Origin of the sequence: Pseudomonas sp. CYM-20-01, from assembly GCF_023169845.1 — a bacterium.
Taxonomy (GTDB): Bacteria; Pseudomonadota; Gammaproteobacteria; order Pseudomonadales; family Pseudomonadaceae; genus Aquipseudomonas; species Aquipseudomonas azotoformans.
Genome location: NZ_AP025169.1, coordinates 1,787,001 through 1,806,564, shown reverse-complemented (window position 1 = coordinate 1,806,564; position 19,564 = coordinate 1,787,001). Strand labels below are relative to the sequence as shown.

Below are 19,564 nucleotides of genomic sequence, written 5' to 3'. Positions count from 1 at the left end.
GACGACACCGTCATGGGCGCCGAACGTACTAAAATCGAGGCTTTGGGCATTGCTTTGTCAACATTCCGCGAAGCCTGTCAAGAGTTTACAAACAACCATGAACGTAAGTATATTGCGTAGCAAGCTACTTATCCACTCGCAGCTTGTTTTTTACCCTTCCACACTTCTTGTGCGCACCCTGCGCGCCTGACCCGAGGATCTTCATGCAACTTAAGCCAGCTGTTACCGCTCTGGTCACTGCCGTCGCCCTGGCATCGCTGCTCAGCGGATGTAAAAAGGAAGAAGCGGCTCCGCCCGCCCAAACCCCTCAGGTCGGCGTGGTCACCATTCAACCGCAAGCCTATACCCTGACGACCGAGCTGCCAGGCCGCACCACCGCCTACCGCATTGCGGAAGTTCGCCCACAGGTCAACGGCATCATTCTCAAGCGCCTGTTCAAGGAAGGTGGCGACGTGAAGGAAGGGCAACAGCTCTACCAAATCGACCCGTCGGTGTATGACGCCACCCTGAAAAGCGCACAGGCCAGCCTGACCCAGACCAAGTCCATCTCCGACCGCTACAAGCAGTTGGTCGATGAGCAGGCCGTCAGCCGTCAGGAATACGACACTGCCGTCGCCAACCGCATGACCGCGGAAGCAAACGTTCAAACCGCCCAGATCAACGTGCGCTACACCAAAGTGTTCGCGCCGATCTCCGGGCGTATCGGCCGTTCTTCGGTCACCGAAGGCGCGCTGGTCAGCAACGGCCAGGCCGATGCCATGGCCGTCATCCAGCAACTGGACCCGATCTACGTCGACGTCACGCAGTCTTCGGCCGAAATGCTGAAACTGCGCCGCGACCTGGAAAGCGGCCAGCTGGAAAAAGCCGGCGCCAACGCGGCCAAGGTCAAGCTGACCCTGGAAGACGGCACTGCCTATGGCCAGGACGGCAAGCTGGAGTTCTCCGAAGTATCGGTCGACCAGACCACCGGCTCCGTGACCCTGCGCGCCGTGTTCCCCAACCCTGACCACACCTTGCTGCCGGGCATGTTCGTGCACGCCCAGTTGCAAGCCGGCGTGAACAGCAAGGCCATCCTGGCACCGCAACAAGGCGTGACCCGTGATATCAAAGGTATCCCGACCGCCATGGTGGTGAACAAGGACAACAAGGTCGAGCAGCGTCAACTGGTGGCAAACCGCACTGCCGGCGCCTACTGGCTGGTGGAAAAAGGCCTGGACGCCGGTGACCGCGTGATCACCGAAGGCCTGCAATTCATCAAGCCGGGCATCGAAGTCAAGGTCAAGGACGCCGACAACGCCAAGCCTGCCGGTTCTGCTCCCGCTCCTGCCGCCGCTGCTGGCCAGGGGGAGTAACCCATGTCGAAATTTTTTATCGACCGTCCCATTTTCGCCTGGGTAATTGCCCTGGTGATCATGCTGGTCGGGGCATTGTCGATCCTGAAGTTGCCCATCAACCAATACCCGGCCATCGCGCCAACCGCCATCGACATCCAGGTGACCTACCCAGGCGCGTCCGCACAAACCGTGCAGGACACCGTGGTGCAGGTCATCGAGCAGCAGCTCAACGGTATCGACAACCTGCGTTATGTCGCCTCGGACAGTAACTCCGACGGCAGCATGACCATCACCGCGACGTTCAACCAGGGTACCAACCCGGACATCGCCCAGGTTCAGGTGCAGAACAAGCTGAACCTGGCGACCCCACTGCTGCCGCAAGAAGTGCAGCAGCAGGGTATCCGCGTGACCAAATCGGTGAAGAACTTCCTGATGGTGATCGGTCTGGTGTCGGAAGACGGCAGCATGACCAAGGACGACCTGTCCAACTACATCGTGTCCAATATCCAGGACCCGATCTCGCGGACGTCAGGTGTAGGTGACTTCCAGGTGTTCGGTTCGCAGTACGCCATGCGTATCTGGCTCGACCCGGCCAAGCTGAACAACTACCAGTTGACCCCGGTCGACGTCAGCACTGCCATTGCGGCACAGAACGTCCAGGTGGCCACCGGCCAATTGGGCGGCCTGCCTGCCCTGCCCGGCACCCAGCTGAACGCAACCATCATCGGCAAGACCCGCCTGCAGACCGCCGAAGAGTTCGGCAAGATCCTGATGAAGGTCAATACCGACGGCTCGCAGGTTCGCCTGCGTGACATCGCACGGATCGAACTGGGCGGCCAGAACTACAGCATCAGTGCACAGTTCAACGGCAAGCCGGCGTCGGGTATGGCGATCAAGCTCGCGTCGGGCGCCAACGCCCTGGACACCGCCAAGGCCATCCGTGCCACCGTGGCGTCCCTGGAACCGTTCTTCCCGCCTGGCATGAAGGCGGTGGTGCCGTATGACACCACGCCGGTGGTGACCGAATCGATCTCCGGTGTAGTCCACACCCTGGTCGAAGCGATCGTGCTGGTGTTCCTGGTGATGTTCCTGTTCCTGCAGAACTTCCGCGCCACCATCATCACCACCATGACCGTACCGGTGGTATTGCTGGGTACCTTCGGGATCCTGGCCGCGTTCGGCTTCACCATCAACACCCTGACCATGTTCGGCATGATCCTGGCCATCGGCTTGCTGGTGGACGATGCCATCGTGGTGGTGGAAAACGTCGAGCGGGTAATGGCCGAGGAACACCTGTCGCCCAAAGAGGCGACGGTCAAGTCCATGGGCCAGATCCAGGGCGCACTGGTCGGTATTGCCCTGGTGCTGTCGGCGGTACTGTTGCCAATGGCATTCTTCGGCGGCTCCACCGGTGTGATCTACAAACAGTTCTCCATCACCATCGTTTCGGCCATGGCGTTGTCGGTACTGGTTGCCCTGATCTTCACCCCGGCCTTGTGCGCCACCATGCTCAAGCCGATCGACCCTGAGAAACACGGCCAACCCAAGCGTGGTTTCTTCGGCTGGTTCAACCGCACCTTCGACCGTGGCGTACTGAGCTACGAGCGCGGCGTGGGCAATATGATCAAGCACAAGTTTCCTGCATTCTTCGTGTACCTGATCATCTTCGCCGGCATGATCTGGCTGTTCACCCGCATTCCGAGCGCGTTCCTGCCGGAAGAAGACCAGGGCGTAATCTTTGCCCAGGTGCAGACCCCGGTCGGATCTTCAGCCGAACGTACGCAGAAAGTCATCGACGACATGCGTGCCTTCCTGCTCAACGACAAGGAAGGCGAGCCAGGCGAAGGCAAGGCGGTGAAATCGGTATTTACCGTTAACGGCTTCAACTTCGCCGGTCGTGGCCAGAGTTCGGGCCTGGCGTTCGTGATGCTCAAGCCGTGGGATGAACGTGATGCATCCACCTCGGTATTCGAAGTGGCCAAGCGTGCCCAGGGTTACTTCTTCGGTGCCTTCAAGGACGCCATGGTGTTCGCCATCGTGCCGCCTTCGGTACTGGAACTGGGTAACGCCACCGGTTTCGACGTGTTCCTGCAAGACCAGGGCGGCGTTGGCCACCAGAAGCTGATGGACGCACGCAACCAGTTCCTCGGGGCTGCCGCGCAAAGCAAGATCCTCGCGGGTGTGCGCCCCAACGGAGTGAACGATGAGCCGCAGTACGAGCTCACCGTCGACGACGAGAAGGCCAGTGCCCAGGGTATTTCGCTGTCGAGCATCAACCAGACCCTGGCGATCGCCCTGGGTGGCAGCTACGTCAACGACTTCATCGACCGTGGTCGGGTGAAGAAGGTGTACGTGCAAGGTGAAGCCGCTGGCCGGATGTCCCCAGAAGACCTGGACAAATGGTACGTGCGCAGCGACTCCGGGAAGATGGTGCCAATGTCGGCCATTTCCTCAGGCAAGTGGATCTACGGTTCGCCCAAGCTCTCGCGTTACAACGGTGTAGCGGCGATGGAAATCCTCGGCACCCCGGCTCCGGGCTACAGTACCGGTGACGCCATGGCCGAAGTCGAACGTATCGCCAAGCAACTGCCGGCGGGTATCGGCTACGCGTGGACCGGCCTGTCGTACGAAGAACGCCTGTCCGGCTCCCAGGCGCCTGCGCTGTACGCCCTGTCGCTGCTGGTGGTGTTCCTGTGCCTCGCGGCCCTGTACGAAAGCTGGTCGATCCCGATTGCGGTGGTGCTGGTAGTGCCGCTGGGTGTGGTGGGTGCGTTGATCGCCACCAGCATGCGCGGGTTGTCCAACGACGTGTTCTTCCAGGTGGGCCTGTTGGTGACGGTGGGCCTGGCAGCGAAAAACGCCATCCTGATCGTGGAGTTCGCCAAAGAACTTCACGAACAAGGCAAGGGCATTGTCGAGTCGGCCATCGAGGCCTCGCGGATGCGTCTGCGCCCGATCATCATGACCTCCATGGCGTTCATCCTCGGCGTACTGCCGCTGGCGATCTCCTCGGGTGCAGGTTCGGGCAGCCAGCACGCAATCGGTACCGGTGTAATCGGCGGTATGATCACGGCCACTGTGCTGGCGATCTTCTGGGTGCCCCTGTTCTTCGCAACTGTATCCGCCGCCGGCGAACGTAAAAAGACTGACACAACTGAAACCCCTAAAGAGGCTGGCCAATGAGCAAGTCGCTACTTTCCCTAGCCGTCACCGCATTCGTGCTTAGTGGCTGCTCGCTGATACCTGACTATCAGCGCCCCGAAGCGCCGGTGGCCGCACAGTTCCCGCAGGGGCCGGCGTATTCGTCGGCCCAGGCGCCGAGCCAGGCCGCTGTCGAGCAGGGCTGGAAGCAGTTTTTCCATGACCCTGCCCTGCAACAGCTGATCCAGACCGCGCTGGTCAACAACCGTGACCTGCGTGTAGCGGCCCTGAACATCGACGCCTATGCCGCGCAGTACCAGATCCAGCGCGCCGACCTGTTCCCGGCCGTGTCGGCCACGGGCAGCGGCAGCCGCTCGCGTACTCCGGCCCGCTTGTCGCAGACCGGCGAATCGACCATCAGCAGCCAATACTCGGCCGGTCTCGGGATCAGCTCGTATGAGCTGGACCTGTTCGGTCGCGTACGCAGCCTGAGCGAAGAAGCCCTGCAAAAGTACTTCGCCACCGAAGAAGCGCGGCGCAGTACCCAGATCAGCCTGGTGGCCAGCGTGGCCAATGCCTACCTGACCTGGCAGGCCGACAAGGAACTGCTCAAGCTGACCCAGGACACCCTGGACGCGTACGAGCAAAGCTTCAAGCTCACCTCGCGCAGCAACGAAGTCGGTGTGGCCTCGGCCCTCGACCTGAGCCAATCGCGTACCTCGGTGGAAAACGCCCGGGTCGCCCTGGCGCGTTATACCCGCCAGGTGGCCCAGGACGAAAACAGCCTGACCCTGCTGCTGGGCACCGGCCTGCCGGCGAATATCGCCAGCAAGCCGCTGTCGGACAACCTGCTCAGCGAAGTGCCGGCCGGCTTGCCATCGGACCTGCTGCAACGTCGTCCCGACATCATGCAAGCCGAGTACAACCTCAAGGCCGCCAACGCCAACATCGGTGCGGCCCGCGCAGCGTTCTTCCCGAGCATCAGCCTGACCGCCAGCGCCGGTACCGCGAGCCCTAACCTGGGCGGCCTGTTCAAAGGCGGTTCGGGCACCTGGTCGTTCGCCCCGCAGATCAACATCCCGATCTTCAACGCCGGTAGCCTGCGCGCCAGCCTGGACTACTCGAAGATCCAGAAAGAGATCAACGTGGCCAACTACGAGAAGGCGATCCAGACCGGCTTCCAGGAAGTCTCCGACGGCCTTGCCGCACGTGAGACCTACAAGCAGCAACTGGACGCCCAGCGTGGCTTCGTCGCGGCCAACCAGGATTACTACCGCCTGGCCGAGCGTCGCTACCGCATCGGTGTCGACAGCAACCTGACGTTCCTCGATGCCCAGCGCCAACTGTTCAGTGCCCAGCAATCGCTGATCACCGACCGCCTGGCGCAGCTCACCAGCGAGGTCAACCTGTACAAGGCCCTCGGCGGTGGCTGGAACGAGCAGACCGCGAAGAATGAGCCGTTGAAAGAAGAAGCACCGGCGTTGAAGTTGTTCTGATAGCGCCCGCGTCAACGAAGCCCACCTTTTGGTGGGCTTTTTGTTTTTCTTCACTGGCCAACTTGCGTTCGATCATCGCCCACAACCGGCTCTCCCCCACTTTCATCGCCCCCGCACCGCCCTGCACCATGGCCGCCACCTGCATAAACCCAATAACAACAGGTCCTTACGCCATGAGCACTTTCCACCCGCGCCGGCTCTTGCTGGCAACCGCTGTCGCCAGTCTTGCCCTGCCCGCCCTCGCCGAGGAACACGGCTTCCTGGAAGACGCCAGCGCCAACCTCAACCTGCGCAATTTCTTCTTCAACCGCAATTTCACCAACCCGACCAAGACCCAGGGCGGTGCGCAGGAGTGGACGCAGAGTTTCATCCTCGACGCCAAGTCCGGCTTTACCCAGGGCACGGTGGGCTTCGGCGTGGATGTGCTGGGGCTGTACTCGTTGAAGCTCGATGGCGGACGTGGCACCGGGGGAACCCAACTACTGCCGTTGGACCACGACGGCCGCCCGGCGGATGAATTCGGACGTCTGGGCGTGGCGTTCAAGGCGCGTATTTCCAAGACCGAAGTGAAGGTTGGCGAATGGATGCTGGTGCTGCCGATCCTGCGTTCGGACGATGGCCGCTCCTTGCCGCAAACCCTGCGCGGCGGGCAGATCACCTCCAAGGAGATCGACGGCCTGACCCTCTACGGTGGCCAGTTCCGCGCCAACAGCCCGCGTGACGACAGCAGCATGAGCGACATGTCGATGTTCGGCAAAGCCGCGTTCACCTCGGACCGCTTCAACTTCCAGGGCGGCGAATACCTGTTCAACGACAAACACACCCAGATCGGCCTGTGGAATGCCCAGCTCAAGGACATCTACAGCCAGCAGTTCATCAACCTGACCCACAGCCAGCCGTTGGGCGACTGGACCCTGGGCGCCAACCTGGGCTTTTTCTATGGCAAGGACGATGGCAGCGCCCGCGCCGGCGAGCTGGATAACAAGACCTGGTCTGGCCTGTTCTCTGCCAAATACGGCGGCAACACCTTCTACGTCGGCCTGCAAAAACTCACCGGCAACAGCGCCTGGATGCGCGTCAACGGCACCAGCGGCGGCACCCTGGCCAACGACAGCTACAACAGCAGCTACGACAATGCCCAGGAGAAGTCCTGGCAAGTGCGCCACGACTACAACTTCGCCGCCCTCGGCGTGCCCGGCCTGACCCTGATGAACCGCTATATCAGCGGCAGCAACGTCCACACCGGCACCATCACTGACGGCAAGGAATGGGGCCGCGAAAGCGAATTGGGCTACACCGTGCAGAGCGGCAGCCTGAAGAACCTGACCGTGCGCTGGCGCAATTCCAGCATGCGTCGCGACTACAGCAACAACGAGTTCGACGAGAACCGGTTGATCGTCAGTTACCCGATCAGCCTGCTGTAAAGCCGCATAACATTTACCCTGGGAACGATTTGAAGCGTCCGGTCGACTTCACGAGACAGGGCCAATGCCTGGCTCTCCCACAGGGATCTCACATGGACGCTTCAAATCGTATTGCATGCGCCACGGTCTTCAGCAACAGCCGCTATACACCCGACACTCCTCCTCAACTGGCGTTCACGCCCGACAATCCGGTTCAAGCGCATCGGCATCCGTTTCTGGATGATGGAAATTTGAAGGCCGGCGGGCAATCAGTCTGGGAGTACGACTTTGACAACAGCCTCAGCAACAGCCTGATCCTTGAAACCGGCGACAAAGCGGACCAGGTCCACATCAGCCAGACCCTGCCAGGCCAGTTGGACGTGAAGGTCAATGGCCATACCGTGCTGCATGGCGGCGCTGATAATGACCGCTTGGTTCGGCCGACTTCATCCAACGGGTCGAAGACGATCTGGCCTTGCTGCGCAGTTCCCCTCAGGGCAAACAGATACTTGCCGAAATGAACGCGATAGCCCGGCGCACCGGTGACAGTGGTGGAGGACCTGCTCGACACAGGAAGCGGCTACACCTATGGCAGCCAGGAACTCAAAGCCTTGTTGCAATACGAACGCCCACCGGTGGTCGGCGGCGACCCCAAGTGGGGTTTCATGGTCGACGGCGTGCCGGGGTCGCGGGCTGACCGGGCTGAAATCTCCTATAATTGCTCAGCCTTGGAAGTACTGGCCGGCGTGACATACTCACCTATCACCGTTCTCTATCACGAAATGGTCCACGCCTATGACGCCGGTAACGGCACTGCGCTGGCAGGCACGACTGTGGAGATGTTCAAGGGTGAATCATTCGATGTCCCCAACAGCGAACGTCAAGCCGTAGGGTTGCCGACCACGCCCGAGTTTCCCCCCAATCCCAAACCCTTCACTGAAAATGCCTTGAACGAAGAAATGGGCAAGCTGCTGCGTACCTAATACGTCGGTTGAGCCTGAACCGCGCTCGTTGGTCAGGCGGTAACCTCACACCAACCATCTTGCTGTATCGTGCGCGCCTGCCGCTGCTGATCCACCCAACAGCGGCCTCCTATTCGAGCCCGCGCCCACCATGAAACCCTTCGCCATCGCCTCCGCCGTGCTTGCCCTGGCCCTGAGCCTCAGCGGCTGTATTGGCGCGCCCATTGCCCTGACACCGCAGACCGAGCAGCGCCTGCAAGGCCAGGCGCCGATCCGCTTTCTGCTGACCTTCGACGACGGTCCCAGCGCGTCGGGCTACAACAATCCGAGCCGCTCAGTGGTGGCTGACCTGGCGCAAAACCCGGTGCTGCCGGGGATCAAGGCGGTGTTCTTCCTGCAAACCGAAGCCTCGCGCTCCGGTGGCAGTTCACGGGGCCGCAAGACCATGCAGCGCGAGTATGCGGCGGGCCACATCCTGGCCTTCCACACCGCCACGGCGTTTCACACCAACCATCGCTGGCTGAATGACGCCGAACTGGAACGCACCCTCACCCAGGGTGCCGCTGACATTGCGGCGATCACCGGCAACCCGCCGGTACTGGTCCGCCCGCCGTTCTGGAATTACGACCGCCGCACCTTCGCCGCCTACCAGCGTCACGGCATGCAGGTGCTGCTCACGGATTTGAGTGCCAATGACGGCAAGATCTGGGGCTTCAACGGCAGCCCACGGCGCCGGGCCAATTTGTATCGGCAACTGTCGGTGGTGCGCGAACACATTGCGTTGGGCGAGTTGCCGACGGTGGATGGGGTGATCCCTGTGGTGGTGACCTTCCACGACATCAATCGCTACACCGCACGGCATATGCAGGAGTACTTGCAGATCCTGCTGGACAGTGCACGGATCAACGGCATGAAGACCGCCGCTGAACCGTTCTACACCGATACGGCAGCTCTGCAGCGTGCGGCACTGGCGCGCACGGTGAAGGACGTGAATGAGCCGGTGCATCTGCCGGGCGTGTGGAATTGGGTGTGGGATGCCGATTCCCACTGACGCCTATTCGCGCGATTCAACCCCCAACTCATCCCACACCGATTCAGCCAGGTGAAACGTCGCATTCGCCGCCGGAATCCCGCAGTAGATCGCGCTCTGCATCAGCACTTCCTTGATCTCGGCGCGGGTCACGCCGTTGCTGGCGCCGAAGTGGAGGTGTCTAACCGACCTGCCTGCAATTGGATTGGGGATTCTGACTCTCGCTAAACTGAAAATGGAACTATTACGTAAAAAAATCCAATCAGGAGGTACCTCACGTTTTTAATTTAATGGTCAACCGATGATTAAAAATTACCCACCCCTGCCCTCACCCGCTGAAAAATATAAATTAGCAGAGTCTACTAAAAATTCTGACACACCTATATTTATCAGCGGAGAACGCAACAGCTCAAGTGCGCATACTGAGCGACCAGGAACACCTCGCCCCACCACAGACCAAGAACCTTTATATACAACCATCATTCAACCAACCCTTGTGTATCAAGATGAAAATATAAAAGTCACTAGGGAAGAAACCATAAAATCAATAAAAAACTCCCCCTCTAAGGACGCTGAGCTAACGTCCGACAACCTTATTATAGAAACCGGCAACAAAGCCGACTCTATTCGCGTGCGCAAAGGCAAAGATGAAACCCTCGACATCGTAGTTAACGAAAAGCGCTACACTGTACAGCCTAACCGTTACACGATAGGTGACGCTAATCAAAAAATAACTATTCGAACTCACGGAGGAAACGACACCATCAAAGTCGACAAAGATGCATCAAATGAAATCATTATAGAAAGCGGAGACGGTGATGACGACATCACTGCACGCGGGGCCCGCTCCCGCATCTTTGGCGGAGGGGGTAATGACACAATAAGACTTGGTTCCGGAACTTATTATGTTGAAGGCAATGACGGCAACGATACCATACGTGCGGGCCGGGGCATAAGTTATATATACGGCAATAAGGGTAACGACCGTATATTCGGAGCCAAGGCGCAAATGGTCTACATGGATGGAGGCCCTGGAGATGACAAACTTTATGGTAGTGAACGTGGACACACCGTGATGAGCGGAGGCTTAGGTGACGACCTATTACAAGGTAAATCTTTGACTACCTTCTATGCAGGTGCAGGCAATGACAAAATAGAGTCAAACAATCGCTTTGATTCTATCTACGCGAAGCCAAGCGACTCAGTACAAAAACACCCAGACAATATTGTCAACCCTATTAACTACCTGCACGTCGGAGCCACAGGAATTAAAGTTGAAGGCTCGCCTGAATTTAAGCAGCGCGTCCAAGATGACTTGGAAATGATGAGATCCTCGCGTACAGGTCAAAAAATGCTGCAATTTCTAGATTCGAAAGCAGCAGCGAATGGTGTGCCACTAAAAATATTCGAAGTTGAATCCTGGGACAACAGCTCTTACTACGGGTACAACCCAAACGAGATGAAACTCACAGAAGAAGGCAGAGAATCCGAATACGCAGAAACATCAGATTTTGGTTTTATTCAAAATGGAAAAAGTGGCACACCCGACAGGGGAGGCGAAGTAGGCTACAATCGCTCCTATATCGAATTCAAGCCCAACCGTGTCATTGGACCTCACAACTTCCTATATCATGAACTGTCGCATGCCTGGACCGGTATGAATGGTACAAAGCAACCCGGCTACAACTCCGGCGAACAGAACGTCGAACTTCAAGCCGTCGGCCTACCCACCAACAAACCCGACTTTGATCACGATAACGATCCAAAAACACCGCTCACTAATACCAACCCGGACCCCTTCAATGAAAACGCTCTTCGTAAAGAGATGGGGGAGCCAAAGCGGGAAAGTTACGTATACATTAGCGATTACATGAGCGATGAATAAATCCAACCGGATATCACGCTTGTCTCAGGTCCCAAGCTTACGCTTGGGACTCAACCCCCAGCTCATCCCACACCGATTCAGCCAGGTGAAACGTCGCATTCGCCGCCGGAATCCCGCAGTAGATCGCGCTCTGCATCAGCACTTCCTTGATCTCGGCACGGGTCACGCCGTTGCTGGCGGCGGCACGCAGGTGCAGCTTGAGTTCTTCGCTGCGGTTCATGCCGATCAGCATGGCGATGGTGATCAGGCTGCGGGTGTGCCGCGGCAGTCCCGGACGAGTCCAGATGTCACCCCAGGCATGGCGGGTGATCATCTCCTGGAATTCGCTGTTGAACTCGGTCAGGGCATTGAGACTGCGGTCGACATGGGCATCGCCCAGCACTTCGCGGCGCACTTGCAGGCCTTCGGCGTAACGTTGTTTCTCGTTCACAAACAGCTCCTCAGTGGGCCAGCAGGAATTCAATGACACAGTCGCTGAACGCAGCGCCCGCCTGCACATTGGACAGGTGCGCCGCATAGAACTCGGCGTACTCGGCGCCCTGCACATGGTTCTGGATAAAGTGGCTGCCGGCCGGTGGGGTGACCGCATCGTCGGTGCCGGCAATCACTAACGTCGGCACCTTGATCAGGGCCAGTTGCTCACGAAAATCCGCATCGCGCACCGCTGCGCAATTGGCGGCGTAACCTTCAGGCGAGGTCGCCGCAAGCATGTCGGTAATCTGCTTGGCCTGATGCGGGTTAGCGGCCGCGAAGTCCGCCGTGAACCAGCGTGCGATCGACGCATCGCGCAGCGCCACCATCGCCGCTGCGCCGTCTCGCAACACCATCTCGATGCGTGGGTTCCACACCTCGGGCGTGCCGATCTTGGCAGCGGTGTTGCATACCACCAGGCGGTTCAGGCGCTCGCCCGCGTTGATCCCCAGCCATTGGCCGATCAGGCCGCCCATGGACAAACCGCAGAAATGCGCGCGTTGGATATCCAGCGCATCCAGCAGCGCGATCACGTCGCGGCCGAGCTGCTCGATACTGTACGGCCCAGGAGTGACCAGGGATTTGCCATGGCCACGGGTATCGAAACGCAGCACGCGAAAGTGCTGGGTGAAGGCCGGGATTTGGATGTCCCACATATGCAGGTCGGTGCCCAGTGAGTTGGACAGCACCAGCACAGGCGCATCCACAGGCCCGTCCAGTTGGTAATGCAGGTCGCCTTCGGCGAGGTGTACAAATGCCATGGTGGTCTCCTCAAGCAAAGTGTTCGGCTACGGCGCGGGTGACCCAGGTGCGGGCCTGGCCCAGGTAGTGGGCCGGGTCGAGCAGGCGGTCCAGTTCGGCCGCCGACAGCTCGGCGGTGACTTGCGGCTCATCGGCCAGTACCGCACGCAGTTGACGCCCTTCTGCGACGGCACGTTTGCAGCAGTGTTCCAGCAGGTGATGCGCAGTCTCCCGGCCCAGGCGTTGGGCGAGCACGCTGCTGACGGCTTCAGCCAGCACCAGACCCTGGGTCAGGTCGAGGTTTTTGCCCATGCGCTCGGGGTCGACTTCCAACCCTTCGCTCACCAGCAGCGCCTGTTGCAATGCGCCGGAGACCAAGCAGCAAATCTGCGGCAGGGTTTCCCATTCCGCATGCCACAGGCCCAGGCTGCGTTCGTGCTCCTGGGGCATGGCGCTGAACATCGTCGATACCAGGCCCGGCACGCGGGTCGCCGCGCTGATCAGCACGGCCGCGCCCACCGGGTTGCGCTTGTGCGGCATGGTGGACGAACCACCCTTGCCCGGTGCGGACGGCTCGAACACCTCCGCCGCTTCGGTCTGCATCAGCAGGCTGATGTCGCGACCCAGTTTGCCGAGACTACCGGCGATCAAACCGAGGGCGCTGGCAAACTCCACCAAACGATCACGCTGGGTGTGCCAGGGTTGTTCGGGCAGGGTCAGTTGCAACTCGTTTGCCAAGGCTTCGGCCACCGGCATGGCCTGCTCGCCGAGCGCGGCCAACGTTCCGGAAGCACCGCCAAATTGCAGCACCAGCAAGCGCGGCTTCAGCTCCACCAGCCGTTGCCGGCTGCGCGTCACCGCCCCCAGCCAACCGGCGATTTTCATCCCCAGGGTGACCGGCGTCGCGTGTTGCAACCAAGTGCGTCCAGCCAACGGCACGGCGGCGTAACGCTGGGCCTGGGCGGCCAGAATATCCCCCAGGCGCGCCAGGTCGGTTTCGATCAGCGCCAGCGCCCGGCGCAGTTGCAACACCAGGCCGGTGTCCATCACATCCTGGCTGGTCGCGCCCAAATGCACATAGCGCTCAGCCCCGGCATCTTCACTGGCAATCAACTTGCCCAGCGCCTTCACCAACGGAATCGCCGAATTCCCCGCCGTGGCAATCGCCACGCCGAGGGCATCCACGTCGTACAGCGAGGCCAGGCACGCCTGGGCAATCGGTGCGACCGCGGCCTCAGGGATCAGCCCGACCCGGGCCTGCGCCCTGGCCAATCCCGCTTCGAAATCCAGCATGCCCTGCAAGCGTCCCCTATCGCAGAACACCTCGGCCATGCTGTCCGCCGTGAAGTAAGCGTCGAACAATTGATTGCTCGGGCGCAGTGTCATAGCTCATCCCTTACAGATCGTGGTGCAAGTACTCCGCCTGTTTCGGCAGGCGCAAGCTGAACAGGAAGGCCACCGCCATCATGCCGGTGACGTACCAGTAGAAGGTGTTTTCCATGCCCATGGACTTGAGGCCCAGGGCCACGTATTCCGCCGAGCCACCGAAGATCGCATTGGCCACTGCATAGGCCAGGCCCACACCCAGGGCGCGGACGTGAGGCGGGAACATTTCCGCTTTCACCAGGCCGCTGATGGAGGTGTAGAAGCTGACGATGGCCAGGGCCAGGGAGATCAGCACGAACGCCAGGAACGGGCTGGTCACGGTTTTCAGGGTCAGCAGGATCGGTACGGTGCACAGGGTGCCGAGGGCGCCGAACCAGAGCATCGAGTTACGACGGCCGATCTTGTCCGAGAGCATGCCGAACAGCGGCTGCATGCACATGTACACGAACAGTGCGCCAGTCATGATGTAACTGGCGGTCTTGGCGTTCATCCCGGCGGTGTTCACCAGGTACTTCTGCATGTAGGTGGTAAAGGTGTAGAAAATCAGCGAGCCGCCAGCGGTGTAGCCGAGCACGGTGATAAACGCCGCCTTGTGGTTGCGGAACAATGCGGCCACGCTGCCGGCGTCCTTGTCCTGGCGCATTTCCTTGCTGGTGGTTTCCTTGAGGGTGCGCCGCAGCAGCAGGGAGATCACCGCCGCGATCGCGCCGATCACGAAGGGGATCCGCCAGCCCCAGGCGCGCAGTTCTTCTTCGGTAAGGATCTGTTGCAGGATCACCACCACCAGCACCGCCAGCAGTTGCCCACCGATCAGGGTCACGTACTGGAACGAGGCGAAGAAACCGCGCTGGCCCTTGAGCGCGACTTCACTCATGTAGGTCGCGGTGGTGCCGTATTCACCACCCACCGACAAGCCCTGGAACAGGCGCGCCACCAACAGCAACGCCGGGGCCCAGGCGCCGATGTCCTTGTAGGTGGGCAGGAAAGCGATGACCAGGGAACCGGCGCACATCATCAGCACCGAGATCATCATCGAGTTCTTGCGCCCGTGCTTGTCGGCCACCCGGCCAAACAGCCAGCCGCCGATAGGCCGCATCAGGAAGCCGGCGGCGAACACGCCAGCGGTGTTGAGCAGTTGCACCGTGGGGTCGTCCGACGGGAAAAACGCCGGGGCAAAGTAAATGGCGCAGAAGGCATAGACGTAGAAGTCGAACCATTCGACGAGGTTGCCGGAGGATGCCCCGACAATCGCAAAAATCCGTTTGCTGCGTTCTTCTCCGGTGTAGTGACTCGTTGTTGTTGTCATGTTTTTTTCACTCAGTGGGAACGGTTATAGCCTAGACATACTTTGCAACAACCATGTTCCGCAAGAAGACTTTTGGGTAGGTGGTGCTTGAACCGGCCCCATCGGGGGCAAGCCCCTCCCACATGTTGACCGCACCGCCTATCAAATGTGGGAGGGGGCTTGCCCCCGATGAGGCCCTGAAAAACCACTCAATAATCGAAGAACACTGTTTCCCTATCGGTCCCCTGCAGAATCACATTCCACTGATACACCCCCGCCGCATCCTGTTGCGCAATCAAGGTACTGCGACGCTCTGCTGGCACACACGCCAGCAACGGGTCCTCCCCATTCAGCGCCTCGCCCTCGAAATAAATCCGCGTAAGCAAGTGCTTCACCAACCCACGGGCAAACACCAGTACCACCAGGTGCGGCGCCTGGGTGGTGCCCTTCAGGCCCGGCACGGCGCCCGGCTTGATGGTGGTAAAGCGGAACCGCCCTTCGGCATCCACCGGCACCCGGCCGAACCCTTCGAAGTTCGGGTCCAGGGCCTTGTCCTGCTCATCCTCCGGGTGGTCGTACTTGCCAGCGGCGTTGGCCTGCCAGACTTCGAGCATGGCGTCGTTGACGACATCGCCGTTGCCATCCACCACCTGCCCGCTGATCGCCACGCGCTCGCCAAGGGTGGCGGCCACGGTGAGGTCTTCGCGGTTCAGCCAGGTCAGGCCGATGTGGTAATACGGCCCAACGGTGTGGGACGTGGTCGCGTTGAGTGTCATCTCATTTCTCCATCGGCGTGGCGTCGCGGCCGCGCAGGACGATGTCCCAGCGGTAGCCGAGGGCATAGGAAGGAATGGTCTTTTCCAGGTCGAAACGGGCGATCAAGCGTTCCTTGGCCGAAGTGTCCGGTACGCAGTTGTAGATCGGGTCGTACGCCAGCAGCGGGTCGCCGGGGAAGTACATCTGCGTGACCAGGCGCGTCAGCACGCTCGGGCCGAACAGCGAAAAGTGGATATGCGCCGGGCGCCACGCGTTGTGGTGGTTGCCCCACGGGTACGCGCCGGGCTTGATGGTCTGGAACTGGTACCAGCCGTCGGCGTCGGTGACGGTGCGGCCGGTGCCGGTGAAGTTCGGGTCCAGCGGTGCGTCGTGCAGGTCGCGCTTGTGGTTGTAGCGCCCGGCGGCGTTGGCCTGCCAGATTTCCACGAGGATGCCCGGCACCGGTAGACCGTTTTCATCCAGCACACGGCCGTGAATGATGATGCGTTCGCCCTGGGGCTCGCCTGCATGTTGGGCGGTGAGGTCGTTGTCCTTCTCGTTGACGCGCTCGGCACCGATGGTCGGGCCGGTGATTTCCGACAAGGAATGGGGCAGGAACACCAAAGGCTGCGACGGCGAACGCAGGTTCGTCGACTGGTAGGCCGGGTGCAGGTAATCCGGTTGAGTGCCCGCTTGCGGGCGCCGGTATCCGGGCTTGTCACTCATGGAGCAGTCCTCTCTTATTAGATGCGTTCAATCGCCAGGGCCAGGCCTTGGCCAACACCGACACACATGGTCGCCAGGCCTTTGCGGCCGCCGGTTTTTTCCAGCTGATGCAGCGCAGTCAGCACCAGCCGTGCGCCGCTCATGCCCAGCGGATGGCCGAGGGCGATGGCGCCACCGTTCGGGTTGACCTGGGGTGCGTCGTCGGCAATGCCCAGCTCGCGCAACACCGCCAGGCCTTGGCTGGCGAAGGCTTCATTGAGTTCGATGACGTCAAAGTCAGTGACCGCCAAGCCAAGACGCTCGACCAGTTTGCGCACGGCCGGCACCGGGCCGATGCCCATGACGCGTGGCGCAACACCGGCACTGGCCATGCCCAATACGCGAGCGCGGGCGGTCAGGCCATGTTTCTTGACGGCTTCGGCGGAGGCCAGGATCAGCGCCGCCGCACCGTCGTTCACACCCGACGCATTGCCGGCGGTGACGGTCTTGTCGGGGCCATTGACTGGCTTGAGTTTGGCCAGGGCTTCCAGGGTGGTGTCGCGGGGATGCTCGTCCTGCTCTACCACGGTTTCGCCTTTTTTATGGGCGACCCGCACCGGCACGATTTCTTCAGCGAAGAAACCGGCGGCTTGCGCGGCGGCAGTGCGTTGCTGGCTGCGCAGGGCAAAGGCATCCTGGTCGGCACGGGACACGTGATAATCGTCGGCGACGTTATCGGCGGTCTGTGGCATCGCGTCCACGCCGTACTGCTCTTTCATCAACGGGTTGATAAAACGCCAGCCGATGGTGGTGTCTTCCAGCTTCATGTTGCGCGAAAACGCCGCGTCGGCCTTGCCCATTACGAACGGCGCGCGGGACATCGACTCGACGCCGCCGGCAATCGCCAGCTCCATTTCGCCGCTGGCAATCGCACGGAAAGCGGTGCCAATCGCGTCCATGCCCGAGGCGCACAAGCGGTTGAGGGTCACCCCCGGAATGCTTTCCGGCAAGCCCGCCAGCAACAGCGCCATGCGCGCCACATTGCGGTTGTCTTCACCGGCCTGGTTGGCGCAGCCGAGGAACACCTCGTCGACTGCCGTCCAATCCACCGACGGGTTGCGTTCGATCAATGCCTTGATCGGCAGCGCCGCCAGATCATCCGCCCGCACGGTGGACAGGCCACCGCCAAAACGGCCGATGGGGGTACGAATGGCGTCACAGATATATACATCGCGCATCAGGCTTCTCCCGGTGCTTGGCCATGGGCGGCTGCGGTGCGTGCTTCAAGGTCACGCAGGGCGGTCAGCTCAACTTCAGTGGGTTCGGCGGTGGTGTCGACCTGCTCGGCAAACCGAATCGCCCAACCGGTGGCGGCCACCACTTGCTCACGGGTCACGCCCGGGTGCAGCGCGGTGACCACGAATTCGTTCGTATCCGCTTCCGGTTCCATGATGCACAGGTCGGTAATAATCCCTACCGGCCCCGCGCCCGGCAGGCCCAGGCGCTTACGCGAGTCGCCGCCTTCGCCGTGGCCGACCGAGGTGATGAAGTCCAGCTTGTCGACAAACGAACGCGCCGACTGCTTGAGGATGATCAGCACGCTCTTGGCGGAACCGGCGATCTCCGGCGCGCCACCTGCGCCCGGCAGGCGCACTTTGGGCTGGTGGTAGTCACCCACCACGGTGGTGTTGATGTTGCCGAAGCGGTCGACCTGGGCCGCGCCGAGGAAGCCCACGTCGATGCGCCCGCCCTGCAGCCAGTAGCGGAAGATCTCGCCGGTCGGCACCACGGTATCAGCGGTTTCCGCCAGTTCGCCGTCACCGATGGACAGTGGCAGTACCGATGGCTTGGCGCCAATCGGGCCGGACTCGTAGATCAGCACCACATCCGGCGACGACGTCAGGCGTGCCAGGTTGGCCGCCTTGGACGGCAAGCCGATACCAACAAAGCACACGGAGCCGTTCTTGAGGCGGCGCGCGGCGGCGACGGTCATCATTTCATTGGTCGAGTAAGCCATTACTTGGCCTCCTGCGCGGTGGCGAGCTTGGCCTGGAATTCGGTGAAGTCGGCGGTGCCGTGGATGTATTCGTTGATCCAGGCGGTAAAGGTCCCACGGTCGCGGGCAATCGGGTCCCACGCCTGGTAGAAGCGGTTATCGCGCTCGTTGTAACCATGAGCGTAGGACGGGTGCGCACCACCGGGCACATGGCACACCGCCGTCAGGGCCCAGGTCGGCAAGACGCAGCTGTTCATCGGCGCATTCAGGTCATCGACGATTTCTTCGACGGTGACGATGCAGCGCTTGGCCGCCAGTGCCGCCTCCTTCTGCACACCGAGGATGCCCCACAGCAACACGTTGCCCTTGCGGTCGGCTTTTTGCGCGTGGATCACGGTGACGTCCGGACGCACCGACGGCACCGCCGCCAGCACTTCGCCGGTGAATGGGCAGGTCACGGTCTTGATCAGCGGGTTGACCTTGGGCAGGTCGGAACCGGCGTAGGCACGCAGCACCGCGAACGGCAGGCCCGATGCGCCGGCGACGTAGGCATTGGCCAGGTCGGCGTGGCTGTGCTCTTCAATTTCCAGCGGTTGCGGCCATTGCTTCTCGACCGCGTCACGCAGGCGATGCAGGGAGCCCACGCCGGGGTTGCCGCCCCAGGAGAAAATCAGCTTGCGGGCGCAGCCGGCACCGATCAACTGGTCGTAGATCAGGTCAGGCGTCATACGCACCAGCGTCAGGTCTTTCTTGCCCTGACGAATGATTTCATGACCCGCTGCCGTAGGGATCAGATGGGTGAAGCCTTCGAGGGCGACGGTGTCGCCGTCGTTCACAAATTGCTTCACCGCGTCACGCAGCGCGAGGATTTCAGCCATGGGGTTCGGGCTCCCGGTGTGGATCGAAAAAGGCGCTGAGGTGGCGCCGAAGTGCTTGAAGATTAAGCCGGGGAAATGGGCCAAACAATCCGATA

General features: G+C 60.9%; 19 protein-coding genes. 9 read left to right on the top strand and 10 right to left on the bottom strand.

The annotated features are described in order from the left end of the window. The first annotated feature begins 203 nt into the window (after positions 1-203). The 8 genes from M2497_RS08005 (at position 204) to M2497_RS07975 (ending at position 9,387) form a co-directional block, all read left to right on the top strand. Entirely contained in the window at positions 204-1,352 is a 1,149-nt protein-coding gene (locus M2497_RS08005) for an efflux RND transporter periplasmic adaptor subunit (protein ID WP_058425202.1), read from the top strand. Between the two features lie 3 nt (positions 1,353-1,355). Further along, positions 1,356-4,517 carry an efflux RND transporter permease subunit gene (locus M2497_RS08000; RefSeq protein WP_248486756.1) on the top strand — a complete coding sequence of 1,054 codons (3,162 nt, stop codon included), beginning with the start codon at positions 1,356-1,358 and terminating at the stop codon, positions 4,515-4,517. Further along, positions 4,514-5,971 carry an AdeC/AdeK/OprM family multidrug efflux complex outer membrane factor gene (gene adeC / locus M2497_RS07995; RefSeq protein ID WP_248486755.1) on the top strand — a complete coding sequence of 486 codons (1,458 nt, stop codon included), beginning with the start codon at positions 4,514-4,516 and terminating at the stop codon, positions 5,969-5,971. The genes M2497_RS08000 and adeC overlap by 4 nt, the downstream gene beginning before the upstream one ends. 173 nt (positions 5,972-6,144) lie before the next feature. Continuing rightward, positions 6,145-7,395, top strand: coding sequence for an OprD family porin (locus M2497_RS07990; protein WP_248486753.1), 1,251 nt, complete (start codon positions 6,145-6,147; stop codon positions 7,393-7,395). A gap of 92 nt (positions 7,396-7,487) precedes the next feature. Further along, the gene (locus tag M2497_RS07985; protein WP_248486751.1) at positions 7,488-7,895 is read left to right on the top strand and encodes a hypothetical protein; all 408 of its coding nucleotides are present in this window, start codon (positions 7,488-7,490) and stop codon (positions 7,893-7,895) included. Further along, entirely contained in the window at positions 7,850-8,071 is a 222-nt protein-coding gene (locus M2497_RS30720) for a hypothetical protein (protein WP_348984770.1), read from the top strand. Before M2497_RS07985 ends, M2497_RS30720 begins: the two co-directional genes overlap by 46 nt. Beyond that, on the top strand, positions 8,040-8,357 hold the full coding sequence (locus M2497_RS07980) for a M91 family zinc metallopeptidase (protein ID WP_348984769.1): 318 nt from the start codon (positions 8,040-8,042) through the stop codon (positions 8,355-8,357). Before M2497_RS30720 ends, M2497_RS07980 begins: the two co-directional genes overlap by 32 nt. 130 nt (positions 8,358-8,487) lie before the next feature. Beyond that, complete coding sequence (locus M2497_RS07975; RefSeq protein ID WP_248486747.1) at positions 8,488-9,387, top strand: polysaccharide deacetylase family protein; 900 nt, start codon at positions 8,488-8,490, stop codon at positions 9,385-9,387. 3 nt (positions 9,388-9,390) lie between these two features. Here the strand turns inward: M2497_RS07975 and M2497_RS07970 are convergent, their stop codons facing one another. Beyond that, complete coding sequence (locus M2497_RS07970) at positions 9,391-9,579, bottom strand: carboxymuconolactone decarboxylase family protein (RefSeq protein WP_282579054.1); 189 nt, start codon at positions 9,577-9,579, stop codon at positions 9,391-9,393. A gap of 88 nt (positions 9,580-9,667) precedes the next feature. Between M2497_RS07970 and M2497_RS07965 the strand changes: the two genes are divergently transcribed. Beyond that, complete coding sequence (locus tag M2497_RS07965) at positions 9,668-11,251, top strand: M91 family zinc metallopeptidase (protein ID WP_248486745.1); 1,584 nt, start codon at positions 9,668-9,670, stop codon at positions 11,249-11,251. A gap of 37 nt (positions 11,252-11,288) precedes the next feature. On the opposite strand, the gene pcaC is transcribed toward M2497_RS07965, so the two are convergent. From pcaC to M2497_RS07920, 9 genes are all read right to left on the bottom strand, one after another. Next, complete coding sequence (pcaC, locus tag M2497_RS07960; RefSeq protein WP_248486743.1) at positions 11,289-11,681, bottom strand: 4-carboxymuconolactone decarboxylase; 393 nt, start codon at positions 11,679-11,681, stop codon at positions 11,289-11,291. A 10-nt stretch (positions 11,682-11,691) separates the two neighbouring features. Further along, positions 11,692-12,483, bottom strand: coding sequence for a 3-oxoadipate enol-lactonase (gene pcaD / locus M2497_RS07955; protein ID WP_248486741.1), 792 nt, complete (start codon positions 12,481-12,483; stop codon positions 11,692-11,694). A 10-nt stretch (positions 12,484-12,493) separates the two neighbouring features. Further along, positions 12,494-13,849, bottom strand: a complete 1,356-nt coding sequence (locus M2497_RS07950) for a 3-carboxy-cis,cis-muconate cycloisomerase (RefSeq protein WP_248486739.1) — start codon at positions 13,847-13,849, stop codon at positions 12,494-12,496. A 10-nt stretch (positions 13,850-13,859) separates the two neighbouring features. Further along, on the bottom strand, positions 13,860-15,155 hold the full coding sequence (locus M2497_RS07945) for an MFS family transporter (RefSeq protein ID WP_248486737.1): 1,296 nt from the start codon (positions 15,153-15,155) through the stop codon (positions 13,860-13,862). A 188-nt stretch (positions 15,156-15,343) separates the two neighbouring features. Continuing rightward, positions 15,344-15,910, bottom strand: coding sequence for a protocatechuate 3,4-dioxygenase subunit alpha (pcaG, locus tag M2497_RS07940; protein WP_248486736.1), 567 nt, complete (start codon positions 15,908-15,910; stop codon positions 15,344-15,346). A 1-nt stretch (position 15,911) separates the two neighbouring features. Beyond that, positions 15,912-16,616, bottom strand: coding sequence for a protocatechuate 3,4-dioxygenase subunit beta (gene pcaH, locus M2497_RS07935; RefSeq protein WP_248486734.1), 705 nt, complete (start codon positions 16,614-16,616; stop codon positions 15,912-15,914). A 17-nt stretch (positions 16,617-16,633) separates the two neighbouring features. Beyond that, complete coding sequence (gene pcaF, locus M2497_RS07930) at positions 16,634-17,836, bottom strand: 3-oxoadipyl-CoA thiolase (protein WP_179040773.1); 1,203 nt, start codon at positions 17,834-17,836, stop codon at positions 16,634-16,636. Continuing rightward, positions 17,833-18,612: a CoA-transferase subunit beta gene (locus M2497_RS07925; RefSeq protein WP_248486732.1), complete on the bottom strand. Its 780-nt coding sequence runs from the start codon at positions 18,610-18,612 to the stop codon at positions 17,833-17,835. Before M2497_RS07925 ends, pcaF begins: the two co-directional genes overlap by 4 nt. Continuing rightward, complete coding sequence (locus M2497_RS07920; RefSeq protein ID WP_010212331.1) at positions 18,612-19,469, bottom strand: CoA transferase subunit A; 858 nt, start codon at positions 19,467-19,469, stop codon at positions 18,612-18,614. Before M2497_RS07920 ends, M2497_RS07925 begins: the two co-directional genes overlap by 1 nt. Positions 19,470-19,564: the final 95 nt, after the last annotated feature.